The sequence below is a fragment of the Lelliottia sp. genome, assembly GCF_045627565.1.
GTDB lineage: Bacteria > Pseudomonadota > Gammaproteobacteria > Enterobacterales > Enterobacteriaceae > Enterobacter.
In genome coordinates this window covers 1-12,214 of the sequence record NZ_JAZQNX010000039.1, presented here as the reverse complement: position 1 = coordinate 12,214, position 12,214 = coordinate 1, and the positions used below count along the sequence as shown (strand labels likewise).

Annotated in this window: 13 protein-coding genes; 7 read left to right on the top strand and 6 right to left on the bottom strand. The window is 56.9% G+C overall.

Annotated elements, in window-relative coordinates:
• Positions 1 to 31: 31 nt before the first annotated feature.
• Genes flhA through hypA form a run of 6 tightly spaced genes read right to left on the bottom strand, consistent with a single transcriptional unit; the run spans position 32 to position 5,774 of the window.
• Complete coding sequence (gene flhA / locus ACKI5T_RS18255) at positions 32 to 2,104, bottom strand: formate hydrogenlyase transcriptional activator FlhA (RefSeq protein ID WP_407439272.1); 2,073 nt, start codon at positions 2,102 to 2,104, stop codon at positions 32 to 34.
• A 57-nt stretch (positions 2,105 to 2,161) separates the two neighbouring features.
• The gene (hypE, locus tag ACKI5T_RS18250; RefSeq protein ID WP_407439271.1) at positions 2,162 to 3,172 is read right to left on the bottom strand and encodes a hydrogenase expression/formation protein HypE; all 1,011 of its coding nucleotides are present in this window, start codon (positions 3,170 to 3,172) and stop codon (positions 2,162 to 2,164) included.
• On the bottom strand, positions 3,169 to 4,290 hold the full coding sequence (gene hypD / locus ACKI5T_RS18245; protein WP_407439269.1) for a hydrogenase formation protein HypD: 1,122 nt from the start codon (positions 4,288 to 4,290) through the stop codon (positions 3,169 to 3,171). The genes hypE and hypD overlap by 4 nt, the downstream gene beginning before the upstream one ends.
• Before the next feature lie 3 nt (positions 4,291 to 4,293).
• Positions 4,294 to 4,566, bottom strand: a complete 273-nt coding sequence (locus ACKI5T_RS18240) for a HypC/HybG/HupF family hydrogenase formation chaperone (RefSeq protein ID WP_407439267.1) — start codon at positions 4,564 to 4,566, stop codon at positions 4,294 to 4,296.
• Complete coding sequence (gene hypB, locus ACKI5T_RS18235; RefSeq protein ID WP_407439266.1) at positions 4,557 to 5,420, bottom strand: hydrogenase nickel incorporation protein HypB; 864 nt, start codon at positions 5,418 to 5,420, stop codon at positions 4,557 to 4,559. The genes ACKI5T_RS18240 and hypB overlap by 10 nt, the downstream gene beginning before the upstream one ends.
• Positions 5,421 to 5,423: 3 nt before the next feature.
• A complete protein-coding gene (gene hypA / locus ACKI5T_RS18230) occupies positions 5,424 to 5,774 on the bottom strand; it encodes a hydrogenase maturation nickel metallochaperone HypA (RefSeq protein WP_407439265.1) in 351 nt (116 codons plus the stop codon).
• Between the two features lie 209 nt (positions 5,775 to 5,983).
• On the opposite strand from hypA, the gene hycA reads away from it, so the two are divergent.
• From hycA to ACKI5T_RS18195, 7 genes are all read left to right on the top strand, one after another.
• Positions 5,984 to 6,439 carry a formate hydrogenlyase regulator HycA gene (gene hycA, locus ACKI5T_RS18225; protein ID WP_407439263.1) on the top strand — a complete coding sequence of 152 codons (456 nt, stop codon included), beginning with the start codon at positions 5,984 to 5,986 and terminating at the stop codon, positions 6,437 to 6,439.
• A gap of 70 nt (positions 6,440 to 6,509) precedes the next feature.
• On the top strand, positions 6,510 to 7,118 hold the full coding sequence (locus ACKI5T_RS18220) for a 4Fe-4S dicluster domain-containing protein (protein WP_407439262.1): 609 nt from the start codon (positions 6,510 to 6,512) through the stop codon (positions 7,116 to 7,118).
• The gene (gene hycC / locus ACKI5T_RS18215; protein ID WP_407439261.1) at positions 7,115 to 8,941 is read left to right on the top strand and encodes a formate hydrogenlyase subunit 3; all 1,827 of its coding nucleotides are present in this window, start codon (positions 7,115 to 7,117) and stop codon (positions 8,939 to 8,941) included. Before ACKI5T_RS18220 ends, hycC begins: the two co-directional genes overlap by 4 nt.
• A 1-nt stretch (position 8,942) precedes the next feature.
• The gene (locus tag ACKI5T_RS18210) at positions 8,943 to 9,866 is read left to right on the top strand and encodes a respiratory chain complex I subunit 1 family protein (protein WP_407439259.1); all 924 of its coding nucleotides are present in this window, start codon (positions 8,943 to 8,945) and stop codon (positions 9,864 to 9,866) included.
• Positions 9,867 to 9,883: 17 nt separating this feature from the next.
• Positions 9,884 to 11,593: an NADH-quinone oxidoreductase subunit C gene (locus ACKI5T_RS18205; protein WP_407439257.1), complete on the top strand. Its 1,710-nt coding sequence runs from the start codon at positions 9,884 to 9,886 to the stop codon at positions 11,591 to 11,593.
• A 9-nt stretch (positions 11,594 to 11,602) separates the two neighbouring features.
• Positions 11,603 to 12,145 (top strand): formate hydrogenlyase complex iron-sulfur subunit, encoded by a 543-nt coding sequence (locus tag ACKI5T_RS18200; RefSeq protein WP_407439255.1) that lies wholly within the window; start codon positions 11,603 to 11,605, stop codon positions 12,143 to 12,145.
• A partial coding sequence (locus tag ACKI5T_RS18195) for a hypothetical protein (protein WP_407439462.1) occupies positions 12,145 to 12,214 on the top strand: 70 nt, incomplete at its 3' end. The genes ACKI5T_RS18200 and ACKI5T_RS18195, both read left to right, overlap by 1 nt.

Sequence of the window (12,214 nt, the reverse complement as noted above, 5' to 3'; positions counted from 1 at the left end):
TGCCGTGCGTAACACGGCATTGAGAATGGAATCAGAGCAACATATCTTTTTCGATGCCCAAACGTTTCATTCGCGAGAGCAATGTTGTGCGCTTCAAACCGAGACGTTGTGCTGCACCTTTTGGCCCAGCGACGACGCCATTGGTCTCTCTTAAAATACGGACAATCAGCTGGTACTCGTCCTCACCGTCCTGCGCGATCTCCCGCGTGGGTAACGGCGGCTCTGAGATCATAACTTCCGGGATCGACAGCTGTAGAACGTTGCCACGCGTCAACAGTACGGCACGCTCAATCACATTTTCCAGTTCACGAACGTTGCCCGGCCACTCCATCGTGGAAAGAGTGCGCAGCGTTTCCGCTGGAATACTGTCGATATTGCGTCCCATCCGACGAGCAATTTTAGCGGTAAAGGCTTTCACCAGCAGCGGAATATCGTCGGGGCGCTCGCGTAGCGGCGGTAAGCAAATTGGAAACACGTTCAGACGGTAATAAAGGTCGTTACGAAATTCGCGGTCGGCGACCATTTTTTTTAGATCGCGATTGGTCGCGGCAATCAGCCGGACATTGGTCTGAATGAGTTTATTACTTCCCAGACGTTCAAACTCTTGCTCTTGTAATACTCGCAGCAGTTTTGGCTGCAATTCCAGCGGCATATCACCCACTTCATCCAGGAATAGCGAGCTTTTATCCGCCAGTTCAAAGCGGCCAATGCGCTGGGTGCTGGCGCCGGTAAACGCGCCGCGCTCGTGACCAAAAAGATCGCTTTCAAGCAAGCCCGCGGGCATCGCCGCGCAGTTCATCTTCACCATCCGGCGGCTGTTGCGGTTGCTAAGATTATGAATCGCGCGGGCGATCAACTCTTTACCGGTGCCCGTTTCGCCGAGGATTAACACCGTGCTGTCGCTTTGCGCCACCATCTCAACTTGCTTCAGAACGCTGTACATGGCATCACTGCGGCCAATGATTTCACCGAATTCGCTGTCGACATTATTAAGCTGCTCGGTCAGCGCCAGGTTTTCGTCCACCAGCCGCTCTTTCAGGCGATGAATTTCCTGGTACGCCAGCGCGTTGTCGAGCGCAATCGCAATGCGCTCTGCGATTTGGCGCAGCAGCTTAAGGTTGGTCGTGGTAAAGGCTTGTTCTTCGCACTGCGCCAGTTTTAACACGCCGAGCATGGTATTGCCGGACATCAGCGGCAGCAGGCACAGGGTCTGAATCTGGTTCCCCCAGCACTGGAAAAGCATCCGCTCGTAAGGTGCCAGCTCGTCGCGTTCACTCAGATTCAGCAGCAGCATCTCTTTGCTTTTAAACACCCGCTCGGAAAGCGTTCCCGCCTCATCCACTTCGCTTTGTTCGTGCGCAGGATTGGTTTCATCGAGATAGTGAGTGGAGTGGATGGTCAGCTTGCCCTTGCGATGGCCGCGCAACACGATGCTTATCGCGTCGATTTTAAAATAGTGGTGGATCTCTTTGGCGACTTCACTCACCAGTTCGTCCATGTCCAGTCTGGACAGTACCGCATTAGTGATGGCGACGAGAATGCGGAAGTTATCGCGCTCGCGGCTTAACAGATCGTAATCGACGTTATCGGTGACGCGGCTGTGGATCTGCTCGGCCACCACGCTGACAATCTGCGTGAACGTATGCAGACGCTCATATTCCGTCTCGCTCCACGGCTGATCCGTGTTGCGGATAAATTCGCAGCCACCAAAAATCCGCCCTTCCACGGTGAGCGGTAGCAGGCAGTAATGGCCAAAAGGCGAATACAAATTGCTCTTTGCAAGCAGCGGCCAGGCTTGCTGGAATTCGTCGAAGTTGCAGTGCAGGGCGTCCGGGCGTGACAAAATACGGCGCACAGGACCATTCGCCAGCACGGTTTCGTCTTCATATTCGACGGACTTACCGTTATCGCGCGTCGCAAAGTAGCTGGCACGACGGCTTGCGCTGTGCCACAGCACGATAGCGGCACTGTCTGCCAGCGCAGACTGCTGCACCAGACGCGTCAGGGCTTCGCTGAGCGAACCCAGATCGGGCTGCTGTAACAGTGTGCGCGTAATATCGAACAGCCCTTGCTGTCCAAGATCGCTCATCGGTGTATACGACATATTGCTTCCAAAGAAACGGGCAAAAAAATAAGAGTGCTGACCACGTTTAGCGCGGTTCTAGCAAATTCGGGGTAACGGTTCCGCGTGCGGTAAATCCAGCGTGCGTTTAATGCCGTAAAGTCCGGTCAGGCGCACCCCTTTGCGCTCAACCACTTCACCGATCACTGCGGCATCCTGACCAAGTGGATGATCGCGCAGCTGCGCCAGCACGGCTTCTGCCGCAGAACGCTCGACGCCGATTAACAATTTGCCTTCGTTGGCAAAGTTTAGCGGATCAAGCCCAAGAAGTTCGCACAGGCCGCGCACGGCCGGTTTGACCGGCAGATGTTGCTCTGTCAGCTCAATGCCGCATCCGCTGCTGGCGGCAAATTCATGGGCAACCGCATTGACTCCCCCGCGCGTCGCATCGCGCAGGGCTTTGATCCCCGGGAGATGACGGAGCGTCTGGATAAGCGGCGTCAGCACGGCGCAGTCGCTGCGCAATTCGCCGTCCAGGCCCAGGCCTTCACGCAGGTTCAAAATCGTTGCGCCATGACAGCCCAGCGTGCCGCTCACGATCAACACATCACCGACCGTCAGCCGTTGTGCGCCCCAGTGAACGTCCGCGGGGATTGCGCCCAGCCCTGCAGTATTAATAAACAGTTTATCCGCCGCGCCGCGCTGCACGACTTTGGTATCACCGGTGACAATAGCGATACCCGCTTCGCGTGCGGTGCGCGCCATGCTCTGAACGACGGCTTTTAGCGTGTCCATCGCCAGCCCCTCTTCAAGAATAAAACCGCACGAAAGATAGCGAGGGGTAGCGCCGCTGACGGCCACGTCATTGGCGGTGCCGCACACCGCCAGCTTGCCGATATCACCACCCGGAAAGAACAGCGGATCAATCACGTAACTGTCGGTAGAGAACGCCAGCCTGTCGCCCTGCGCGGTCAGTGTCGACAGGGCAATGCGCGCCTGATCTTCTTGCTCCGCCAGCCATGGGTTGGCAAAGGCTTCCAGAAACAGTTGGCTGATGAGTTTCTGCATCGCCTGGCCGCCGCTGCCGTGCGCCATTTCAACCGTGTTCATGCTTCACACTCCTGATTGCGATACTGATACCATGCGGCGCAGGCGCCTTCGGAAGAGACCATTAGCGCGCCAAATGCGGTTTGCGGATTGCAGGTGTTGCCAAATAACGGGCATTGATGCGGTTTGCATTTACCGGTCAGCACGGCCCCGCAGCGGGCTCTCGGGTCATCACAAACCTGCTGTGGCTGCGGGCGAAAATGCGCTTCGGCGTCGAATGCGCGATACGCGGGGGTTAAATGCACGCCAGACGCTGCAATCCATCCCAAACCGCGCCATTCGCTGTCACCTTCTACGGCAAAAACCTCGGCGATGGCTTTTTGCGCCAGCGGATTTCCCGCATCGGGCACGACGCGGCGATACTGATTTTCGACCACGCTCATGGCTGCTATTTTCTGCTCAACCAGCATGTTAACGCCTTGCAGTAGATCAAGTGGTTCGAAACCAGCGACCACTAATGGCCGATGATAGTCCGCTGCAATAAAACCGTACGCCTCTGTGCCAATCACCATACTGACGTGGCCGGGCGCTAAAAAAGCATCAATTCCGTTATCCGGTTCTTCCAGCAGGCTGCGCAACGTAGGGATCAGCGTGATGTGCTGGCAAAAAAAGAAGAAGTTATCGAGACCTTGCGCTTTTGCCTGTTGCAAAGTAATCGCCGTGGCGGGCATGGTGGTTTCAAATCCCAGGCCGAAAAACACCACTTTGCGCGTTGGATTTTCCGCCGCCAGCTTCAGCGCATCCACAGGAGAATAGACAATTCGCACATCCGCACCGCGCGCTCTGGCCTGTAACAGTGAACCGTTTTTGCCCGGCACGCGCATCGCATCGCCAAAAGTGCAGAAAATCACGCCCGGTTGGCTGGCGATTTCGATGCAATTATCGATGCGGCCCATCGGCAGCACGCACACCGGACAGCCTGGACCGTGGATAAACTCGATGTTCTCCGGCAGCAACTGGTCAAGGCCAAACTTGAAGATGGCATGCGTGTGTCCGCCGCACACTTCCATGATCCGCAGCGGACGCTGCGCGGTGTACTCGAGTAATGTTGCCCGAATCTTAAGGTGAGCGATAAGCCGCATCACTTGTTCTGGCGAACGATATTCATCAACGTAGCGCATCGGCTATCGCTCCTCGCCATACAGCAGCGCGCCCACGTCGGGTTCGACGTCGAACATATTTTGCAGCGCCGCCAGGGTGTCGCGGGCTTCTTCCTCGTCAATCATGCTCATCGCAAAACCCACGTGGACCAGCACCCACTGGCCAATACGCGATGCGCCAGTTTCATCCGCACACCCGACCAGCGTGAGATCAACGTCGCGGAGCACGCCGCAGACTTCTACTTTCGCCTGATTGCCATCGATGGAATGAATTTGTCCCGGGACGCCTATGCACATCGTTCGTTCTCCAGCCACGCAAGCCAGCTTTCCATGCCGTCTCCGCGCGTGGCGGACACCAGCAGGATCTGAATATCCGGGTTCACCTCGCGCGCGTACGCCAGGCATTTATCGACATCGAAATTCAGATACGGCAGCAGGTCGATTTTATTAAGCAGCATCAGCGAGGCAGCGGCAAACATATGCGGATATTTCAGCGGCTTGTCTTCTCCTTCGGTGACGGACAGCACCGCAACTTTGTGACGCTCGCCCAGATCAAAACTCGCCGGACACACCAGATTGCCGACGTTTTCAATAAACAGAATGCCGTTATCGGCCAGCGGCAGACGCGGCGCGGCGTCGGCAATCATTTGCGCATCCAGATGGCAGCCCTTACCGGTATTCACCTGAATAGCCGGGGTGCCGGTTTCGCGGATGCGTGCGGCGTCATTCACGGTTTGCTGATCGCCTTCGATAACCGCGCACGAGACGCTGCCGCTCAGGTGTTTGAGCGTTTCGGTGAGCAGAGTGGTTTTACCCGAGCCGGGACTGGAAACCAGGTTCAGCACCAGTTGTTGACGCGCGGCAAAGCGTGCGCGATTGCGTGCAGCCAGCTGATTGTTTTTGTCCAGCACGTTGATTTCGACTTCCAACATTTTGCGCTGGCTCATGCCTGGCGCATGCGTCCCCGCTTCGCCGTGGCCGTAATGCAGATCGCCCGCATCCGACTGCTTCGGCGCGAACCGAATGCCGGTTAACGCCGCCGTGGCGCGCGGTGCAGGGGAGAAAGGGGCGGAGCGAAACGCGGAATGAGGGCGATGCTCATCGCCTTCGATATACAGGTTGCCTTCGGCGCAACCGCAGGTACTACACATGATTTACTCCTGGTCTATTTCGAGGCGCTGGATCTGCAAACCGTCGTCCGCCACGATGCGCAGCCCAACGTTCTGACACTGCGGACAGAGGCGCACTTTAGAGGAGAGCAGCGTGACGTATTGCTGGCAGTGTTCACACCAGCATTCGGCCTGCTGTTCTTCTATATACAGCTGACAGCCTTCAGCCAGCGTGTCGCGACACACCAGCTCAAAGCAAAAGGTGAGGGCGCTGGTTTCGACGCAGGAAAACGGTCCCACTTTCAGCCAAACGCCTGTCACGCGTTTCGCGTTGTGCGCTTTTGCCTGCTGTTCGATTAACTCCAGCGCTCGCTGGCAGAGGGTGATTTCGTGCATGACGCCTCCTCAATGATTTGCCCCATTAATGCAATAACGATGCCAGCTTAATTTTGATTAGGGTGTGACGATGACGTTGCTGACGAAATGACACGTCGACAGGCTGTCATTGACAGTTTGGATTGTCTTAAATTCTATAAATTTCAATATGATAAAAATTGGCACAAAATCTGCTTAACAGCCGTATCTCCATTAACCGGATACCTGAGATGACTATTTGGGAAATTAGCGAAAAGGCGGATTACATCGCGCAGCGCCATCAATCACTGCAGGAACAATGGCAGCATTACTGTAATTCGCTGGTCCAGGGGATCACCCTGTCAAAAGCGCGTCTGCATCACGCCATGAGCTGTGCGGCACAAGAGGATTTGTGCTTTGTACTGTTCGGCCACTTCATGATTTTCGTCACCCTGGCGGACACGTTTAACAGCCACACCATTCAGTACTTTGTCGAGACAAAAGAGGGCGAAAGAGAGTTGATTGCGCAGGCGCAGTTGATGGCCGACGGCATGGTTGACGGTCACGTCAGCAACCGTGATCGCCAGCAGGTGCTTGAACACTATCTGGAAAAAATCGCACCTGTTTACAACAACCTCTATTCCGCGGTTGAGCACGATTTACCGGTGGATTTAAAAGCGCTGGTGAGCGAGCCGCGCACCGTCTGATGTTTACGTGTCGAGACGTGTCGATATGGCACTTTTTCGTCAAAAATGACTATGTCCTGAGGACTCCCCGGTGAACCGTTTTGTAATAGCTGACTCGACGGTCTGCATTGGCTGTCATACCTGTGAAGCGGCGTGTTCAGAAACGCACCGCCTGCACGGGTTGCAGTCGATGCCACGTTTGAAAGTCATGCGCAATGAGAAAGAGTCTGCGCCGCAGCTCTGCCATCATTGTGAGGACGCCCCCTGCGCGGGTGTCTGTCCTGTCAACGCCATCACCCGCGTTGAGGGGGCTGTACAGTTAAATGAAAGCTTGTGCGTGAGCTGCAAACTGTGCGGCATCGCCTGTCCATTTGGCGCCATTGAATTTTCCGGCAGCCGTCCGCTGCACATTCCTGCCAATGCTAATTCGCCAAAAGCGCCCCCCGCGCCACCGGCTCCGGCGCGCGTCAGTACGCTGCTGGATTGGGTGCCGGGCGTGCGTGCCGTGGCGGTGAAATGCGATTTGTGCAGTTTTGATGAACAAGGCCCGGCCTGTGTTCGTACCTGTCCGACAAAGGCGCTGATTTTAGTGAATATTCGTGATATTGCGCGCAGCAGCAAACGCAAACGCGAGCTGACCGTGAATACCGATTTCGGCGATCTGTCGCTGCTTCAGACGCAAAACGAGGGGGCGAAATGAACGCTGTCGATTTAGTTATCAGCGCCGTAGCGTGCCTGACGGTGACGGCGGTTCTGTCACTTCTCCTCTCGTTTTATAAACCGCTGAGCGGCTGGGTTGCCGGGCTTGGCGGCGCAGTGGGCAGCGTGATGACGTTCGCTGCGGGCGTTGTGGTGTTGACGCGCGGGCTGAGTGCCGTGGCGGTGATTCCTGTTATCCATCACAGCATTGCCCTTACGCCGCTCAACGCCATCTGGCTGGTGACCTTTGGTTTGTGCGGGCTGTTTATCAGCCTGTTTAACATCGACTGGCATCGTCATTCGCAGACCAAACCGAACGGGCTGTTGGTCAATTTGCTGCTGGCGACCGCCATTTGTGCCGTAGTCGCCAGCAATCTCGCGGCGCTGGTGGTGATGTCAGAAATCATGGCGTTATGCGGGGTGTTTCTCACCGGATGCACGCAGTCTGGCAAGCTGTGGTTTGCGCTGGGACGCCTGGGAACGCTGCTGCTGGCGCTGGCGTGCGGGTTGATGTGGCAACGCTACGGCACGCTGGATCTGGTGTTGATCAATCAACGCACGCAGATGTTGCCATTGGGTGCCGACATCTGGCTGCTGGGTATGGCTGGCTTCGGTTTGCTGGCGGGGATTATTCCGCTGCACGGCTGGGCTCCGCAGGCACATGCGAACGCTTCTGCCCCTGCCGCGACGCTGTTTTCAACCGTGGTCATGAAAGTCGGTCTGTTCGGCATGTTGACGCTGACGCTGGTGGGGGGACAACCGCCACTGTGGTGGGGCGTGGTGCTGTTGCTGGTCGGGATGCTCACCGCTTTCGTGGGCGGACTGTATGCCCTGATGGAGCACAATATTCAGCGTTTGCTGGCGTACCACACGCTCGAAAACATCGGCATCATTTTGCTGGGCTTTGGCGCAGGCGTGACCGGGCTTGCACTGAACCAACCGACCCTGATTGCGGCCGGATTTATCGGCGGGTTATATCACCTCATCAACCACAGCCTGTTTAAAAGTACCCTGTTTCTGGGGGCAGGCAGCGTCTGGTTCCGCACCGGGCATCGCGACATCGAAAAGCTCGGCGGGATCGGCAAAACAATGCCGCTTATCTCGCTTGCCATGCTGGTCGGGCTGATGGCGATGGCCGCACTGCCGCCGCTGAACGGCTTTGCAGGCGAATGGGTTATCTACCAGTCGTTCTTTGCACTCGGCCAGAGCGACGTGTTTATTGCACGCCTTCTTGGCCCGCTATTGGCGGTGGGTTTAGCCATTACCGGGGCGCTGGCGGTGATGTGTATGGCGAAAGTGTATGGGGTGACGTTCCTGGGCGCGCCGCGTACCCGTGAAGCCAGACAGGCCTTTGGCGCACCTTTCCTGATGACGACGAGCGTGGTTCTGCTGGCAATGTGCTGTATCGCAGGCGGCGTTGCAGCGCCGTGGCTGCTGCCGCTGCTGGGTACGGCTGTTCCTCTGCCGCTGACGACATCGCACACCACCGTTTCTCAACCGATGATTGCGCTGTTGCTGATTGCCGCGCCACTGCTGCCGTTCGTGCTGATGCTGTTCTTCAAACGCGATCGCCTGCCTGCCCGTTCGCGCGGCGCGGCATGGGCCTGCGGATATGAACACGAAGAATCCATGGTGATCACCGCCCACGGCTTTGCGATGCCGGTAAAAGAAAACTTTTCTGCCGTGCTGAAGCTGCGAGAAAAGCTCAATCCGGTGGGCTGGGTTCCTGGCTGGCAGAGCGCTGCCGCGCCCGGCTTATTCCGTCGCCTCGCCGTTATCGAACTGGCGGTGCTGGTGGTGATTGTGATTTCACGAGGAGCCTGACATGAGTTTGTTACTGGCATTACTTCAGGCGCTGGTGTTGTTCGCCGTCGCGCCACTGCTCTCCGGCGTGACCCGAGTGGCGCGTGCGCGGATGCATAACCGTCGTGGTCCTGGCGTGCTGCAGGAATATCGTGACCTGTTCAAGCTGATGGGACGTCAAAGTATTGCGCCCGATGCGGCGGGCTGGGTGTTTCGTCTGACGCCGTTTGTGATGGTCGGCGTGATGCTAACTATTGCCACCGCGCTGCCGGTGGTGACCGTGTGGTCACCGTTGCCTGTTTTGGGCGATCTGATCACCCTGATTTACCTCTTTGCTATCGCGCGCTTTTTCTTTGCCATTGCAGGCCTGGATACCGGCAGTCCGTTCACCGGTATCGGGGCCAGCCGCGAGGCAATGCTGGGCGTATTAGTGGAGCCGATCCTGCTGCTGGGATTGTGGGTCGCCGCACAGGTCGCGGGGTCTACCCATATCAGCTTTATCACCGACACCGTCTATCACTGGCCCGTTGCGCGGAGCATCCCGCTGATTCTGGCGCTCTGCGCCTGCGCGTTTGCCACCTTTATCGAGATGGGCAAACTGCCGTTCGACCTCGCTGAAGCGGAGCAAGAGCTGCAGGAAGGTCCGCTCACCGAATACAGCGGCTACGGCTTTGCGGTACTGAAGTGGGGCATCAGCCTCAAACAGCTGGTGGTATTGCAGATGTTTGTCGGGGTCTTTTTCCCGTGGGGTCAAATGATCCACTTTTCCGTTGGCGGTCTGCTGCTGGCCGTGGTGATTGCCGCGTTCAAGCTGATGGCTGGCGTCCTCATTATCGCCCTGTTTGAAAACAGCATGGCGCGACTGCGGTTTGTTGCCACCTCACGCATGACCTGGGCTGGTTTTGGTTTTGCATTTTTAGCATTCGTCTCCTTGCTGGTGGCGTGATTACAGAGAGTCAGAGCATGTCAGAAGAAAAAAAAGGTCAAAACTATCTCGCCGCGCTGCATCAGGCTTTCCCCGGCGTAGTGCTGGAAGAGTCCTGGCAGACCAAAGATCAGATAACCGTCACCATCAAGGTGAACTATCTGCCCGAAGTGGTGGAGTTTCTTTATTACCAGCAGGGCGGCTGGCTGTCGGTGCTGTTCGGTAACGATGAGCGTCAGTTGTGCGGCAATTACGCGGTGTATTACGTGATGTCGATGGAGCAGGGTGTGAAGTGCTGGCTCACCGTACGCGTCGAAGTGGATCCGAATAAACCGGAATATCCGTCCGTCACGCCGCGCGTGCCCGCGGCCGTCTGGGGTGAGCGCGAAGTGCGCGACATGTACGGTCTTGTGCCGGTGGGCCTGCCGGATGAGCGCCGTCTGGTATTGCCGGACGACTGGCCGGACGAACTCTATCCGCTGCGTAAAGACAGCATGGATTATCGCCAGCGCCCTGCGCCGACAACCGACAGTGAAACCTACGAATTCATCAACGAGCTGGGCAGCAAAAAGAACAACGTGGTGCCGATTGGCCCGCTGCACGTCACCTCCGATGAACCGGGCCATTTCCGTTTGTTCGTCGACGGCGAAAACATTATCGACGCCGATTATCGCCTGTTCTATGTCCATCGCGGCATGGAAAAACTGGCGGAAACCCGCATGGGTTACAACGAAGTCACTTTCCTGTCTGACCGCGTGTGCGGCATCTGCGGCTTTGCCCACAGCACCGCCTATACCACCTCGGTCGAAAACGGCATGGGAATTGTGGTGCCGGAACGTGCGCAGATGATCCGCGCCATTCTGCTGGAGGTGGAGCGCCTGCATTCACACCTGCTGAACCTCGGCCTGGCTTGCCACTTCGTTGGCTTCGACTCCGGGTTTATGCAGTTCTTCCGCGTGCGTGAAGCCTCCATGAAAATGGCCGAGATCCTGACCGGCGCGCGTAAAACTTACGGTCTGAATCTGATCGGCGGGATTCGTCGCGATCTGCTGAAAGACGACATGATCCAGACCCGCCTGCTGGCCCAGCAGATGCGCCGCGACGTACAGGATCTGGTGGATATGCTGCTCAGTACGCCAAACATCGAACAGCGTACCGTGGGCATTGGTCGTCTTGATCCGCAAATCGCCCGCGACTTCAGCAACGTCGGCCCAATGGTGCGCGCCAGCGGCCACGCTCGCGATACCCGCGCCGATCACCCGTTCGTCGGTTATGGCCTGCTGCCTATGACGATTCACACCGAGCAGGGCTGCGACGTGATTTCGCGTTTGAAAGTACGCATCAACGAAGTGTTCACTGCGCTGAATATGATCGATTTTGGTCTGGATAACCTGCCGGGCGGCCCGCTGATGGTCGAAGGCTTTACCTATATCCCTAACCGCTTTGCACTTGGTTTTGCCGAAGCGCCGCGCGGAGATGACATTCATTGGAGCATGACCGGCGACAACCAGAAGCTGTACCGCTGGCGCTGTCGTGCAGCGACTTACGCCAATTGGCCGACGCTGCGCTATATGCTGCGCGGCAACACTGTCTCTGATGCGCCGCTGATCATCGGCAGCCTGGATCCGTGCTACTCCTGCACCGATCGCATGACGGTGGTCGATGTGCGTAAAAAGAAAAGCAAAGTGGTGGCGTACAAAGAGCTTGAACGCTACAGCATCGAGCGCAAGAACTCGCCGCTGAAATAAGGACGCGTGATGTTTACCTTTATCAAAAAAGTGGTCAAAACCGGCACGGTTACCAGCAGTTATCCGCTGGAGCCGATTCCGGTCGATAAAAACTTTCGCGGCAAACCTGAACACAATCCGCAGCAGTGCATTGGTTGCGCTGCCTGTGTGAATGCCTGCCCGTCGAATGCGTTGACGGTTGAAACGGATCTGGCCACCAAAGAGCTGGCCTGGCAGTTCAACCTTGGGCGCTGCATTTTTTGCGGTCGCTGCGAAGAGGTTTGCCCGACGGCCGCGATCAAGCTGTCGCAGGAGTACGAACTGGCGGTGTGGAAAAAAGAGGATTTTCTCCAGCAGTCGCGCTTTGCCCTGTGTCATTGCCGGGTGTGCAGTCGTCCTTTCGCCGTGCAAAAAGAGATCGACTACGCCATCGCGCTGCTGAAACACAACGGTGACGTCCGCGCGGAACATCACCGCGAAAGCTTTGAAACCTGCCCGGATTGCAAACGCCAAAAATGCCTGTTGCCGTCCGACCGCATTGATTTAACTCGCCATATGAAAGAGGCCAGCTGATGAGCCATTTACTCGGCCCGCGCGACGATAACGGCATTCCGGTGCCGATGACGGTGGACGAATCCATCG

Excerpts from the sequence above, each read along its gene's own strand:
- flhA (WP_407439272.1), bottom strand. The coding sequence starts at position 2,104 with ATGTCGTATACACCGATGAGCGATCTTGGACAGCAAGGGCTGTTCGAT.
- hypE (WP_407439271.1), bottom strand. The coding sequence starts at position 3,172 with ATGAACACGGTTGAAATGGCGCACGGCAGCGGCGGCCAGGCGATGCAG.
- hypD (WP_407439269.1), bottom strand. The coding sequence starts at position 4,290 with ATGCGCTACGTTGATGAATATCGTTCGCCAGAACAAGTGATGCGGCTT.
- ACKI5T_RS18240 (WP_407439267.1), bottom strand. The coding sequence starts at position 4,566 with ATGTGCATAGGCGTCCCGGGACAAATTCATTCCATCGATGGCAATCAG.
- hypB (WP_407439266.1), bottom strand. The coding sequence starts at position 5,420 with ATGTGTAGTACCTGCGGTTGCGCCGAAGGCAACCTGTATATCGAAGGC.
- hypA (WP_407439265.1), bottom strand. The coding sequence starts at position 5,774 with ATGCACGAAATCACCCTCTGCCAGCGAGCGCTGGAGTTAATCGAACAG.
- hycA (WP_407439263.1), top strand. The coding sequence starts at position 5,984 with ATGACTATTTGGGAAATTAGCGAAAAGGCGGATTACATCGCGCAGCGC.
- hycC (WP_407439261.1), top strand. The coding sequence starts at position 7,115 with ATGAACGCTGTCGATTTAGTTATCAGCGCCGTAGCGTGCCTGACGGTG.
- ACKI5T_RS18210 (WP_407439259.1), top strand. The coding sequence starts at position 8,943 with ATGAGTTTGTTACTGGCATTACTTCAGGCGCTGGTGTTGTTCGCCGTC.
- ACKI5T_RS18205 (WP_407439257.1), top strand. The coding sequence starts at position 9,884 with ATGTCAGAAGAAAAAAAAGGTCAAAACTATCTCGCCGCGCTGCATCAG.
- ACKI5T_RS18200 (WP_407439255.1), top strand. The coding sequence starts at position 11,603 with ATGTTTACCTTTATCAAAAAAGTGGTCAAAACCGGCACGGTTACCAGC.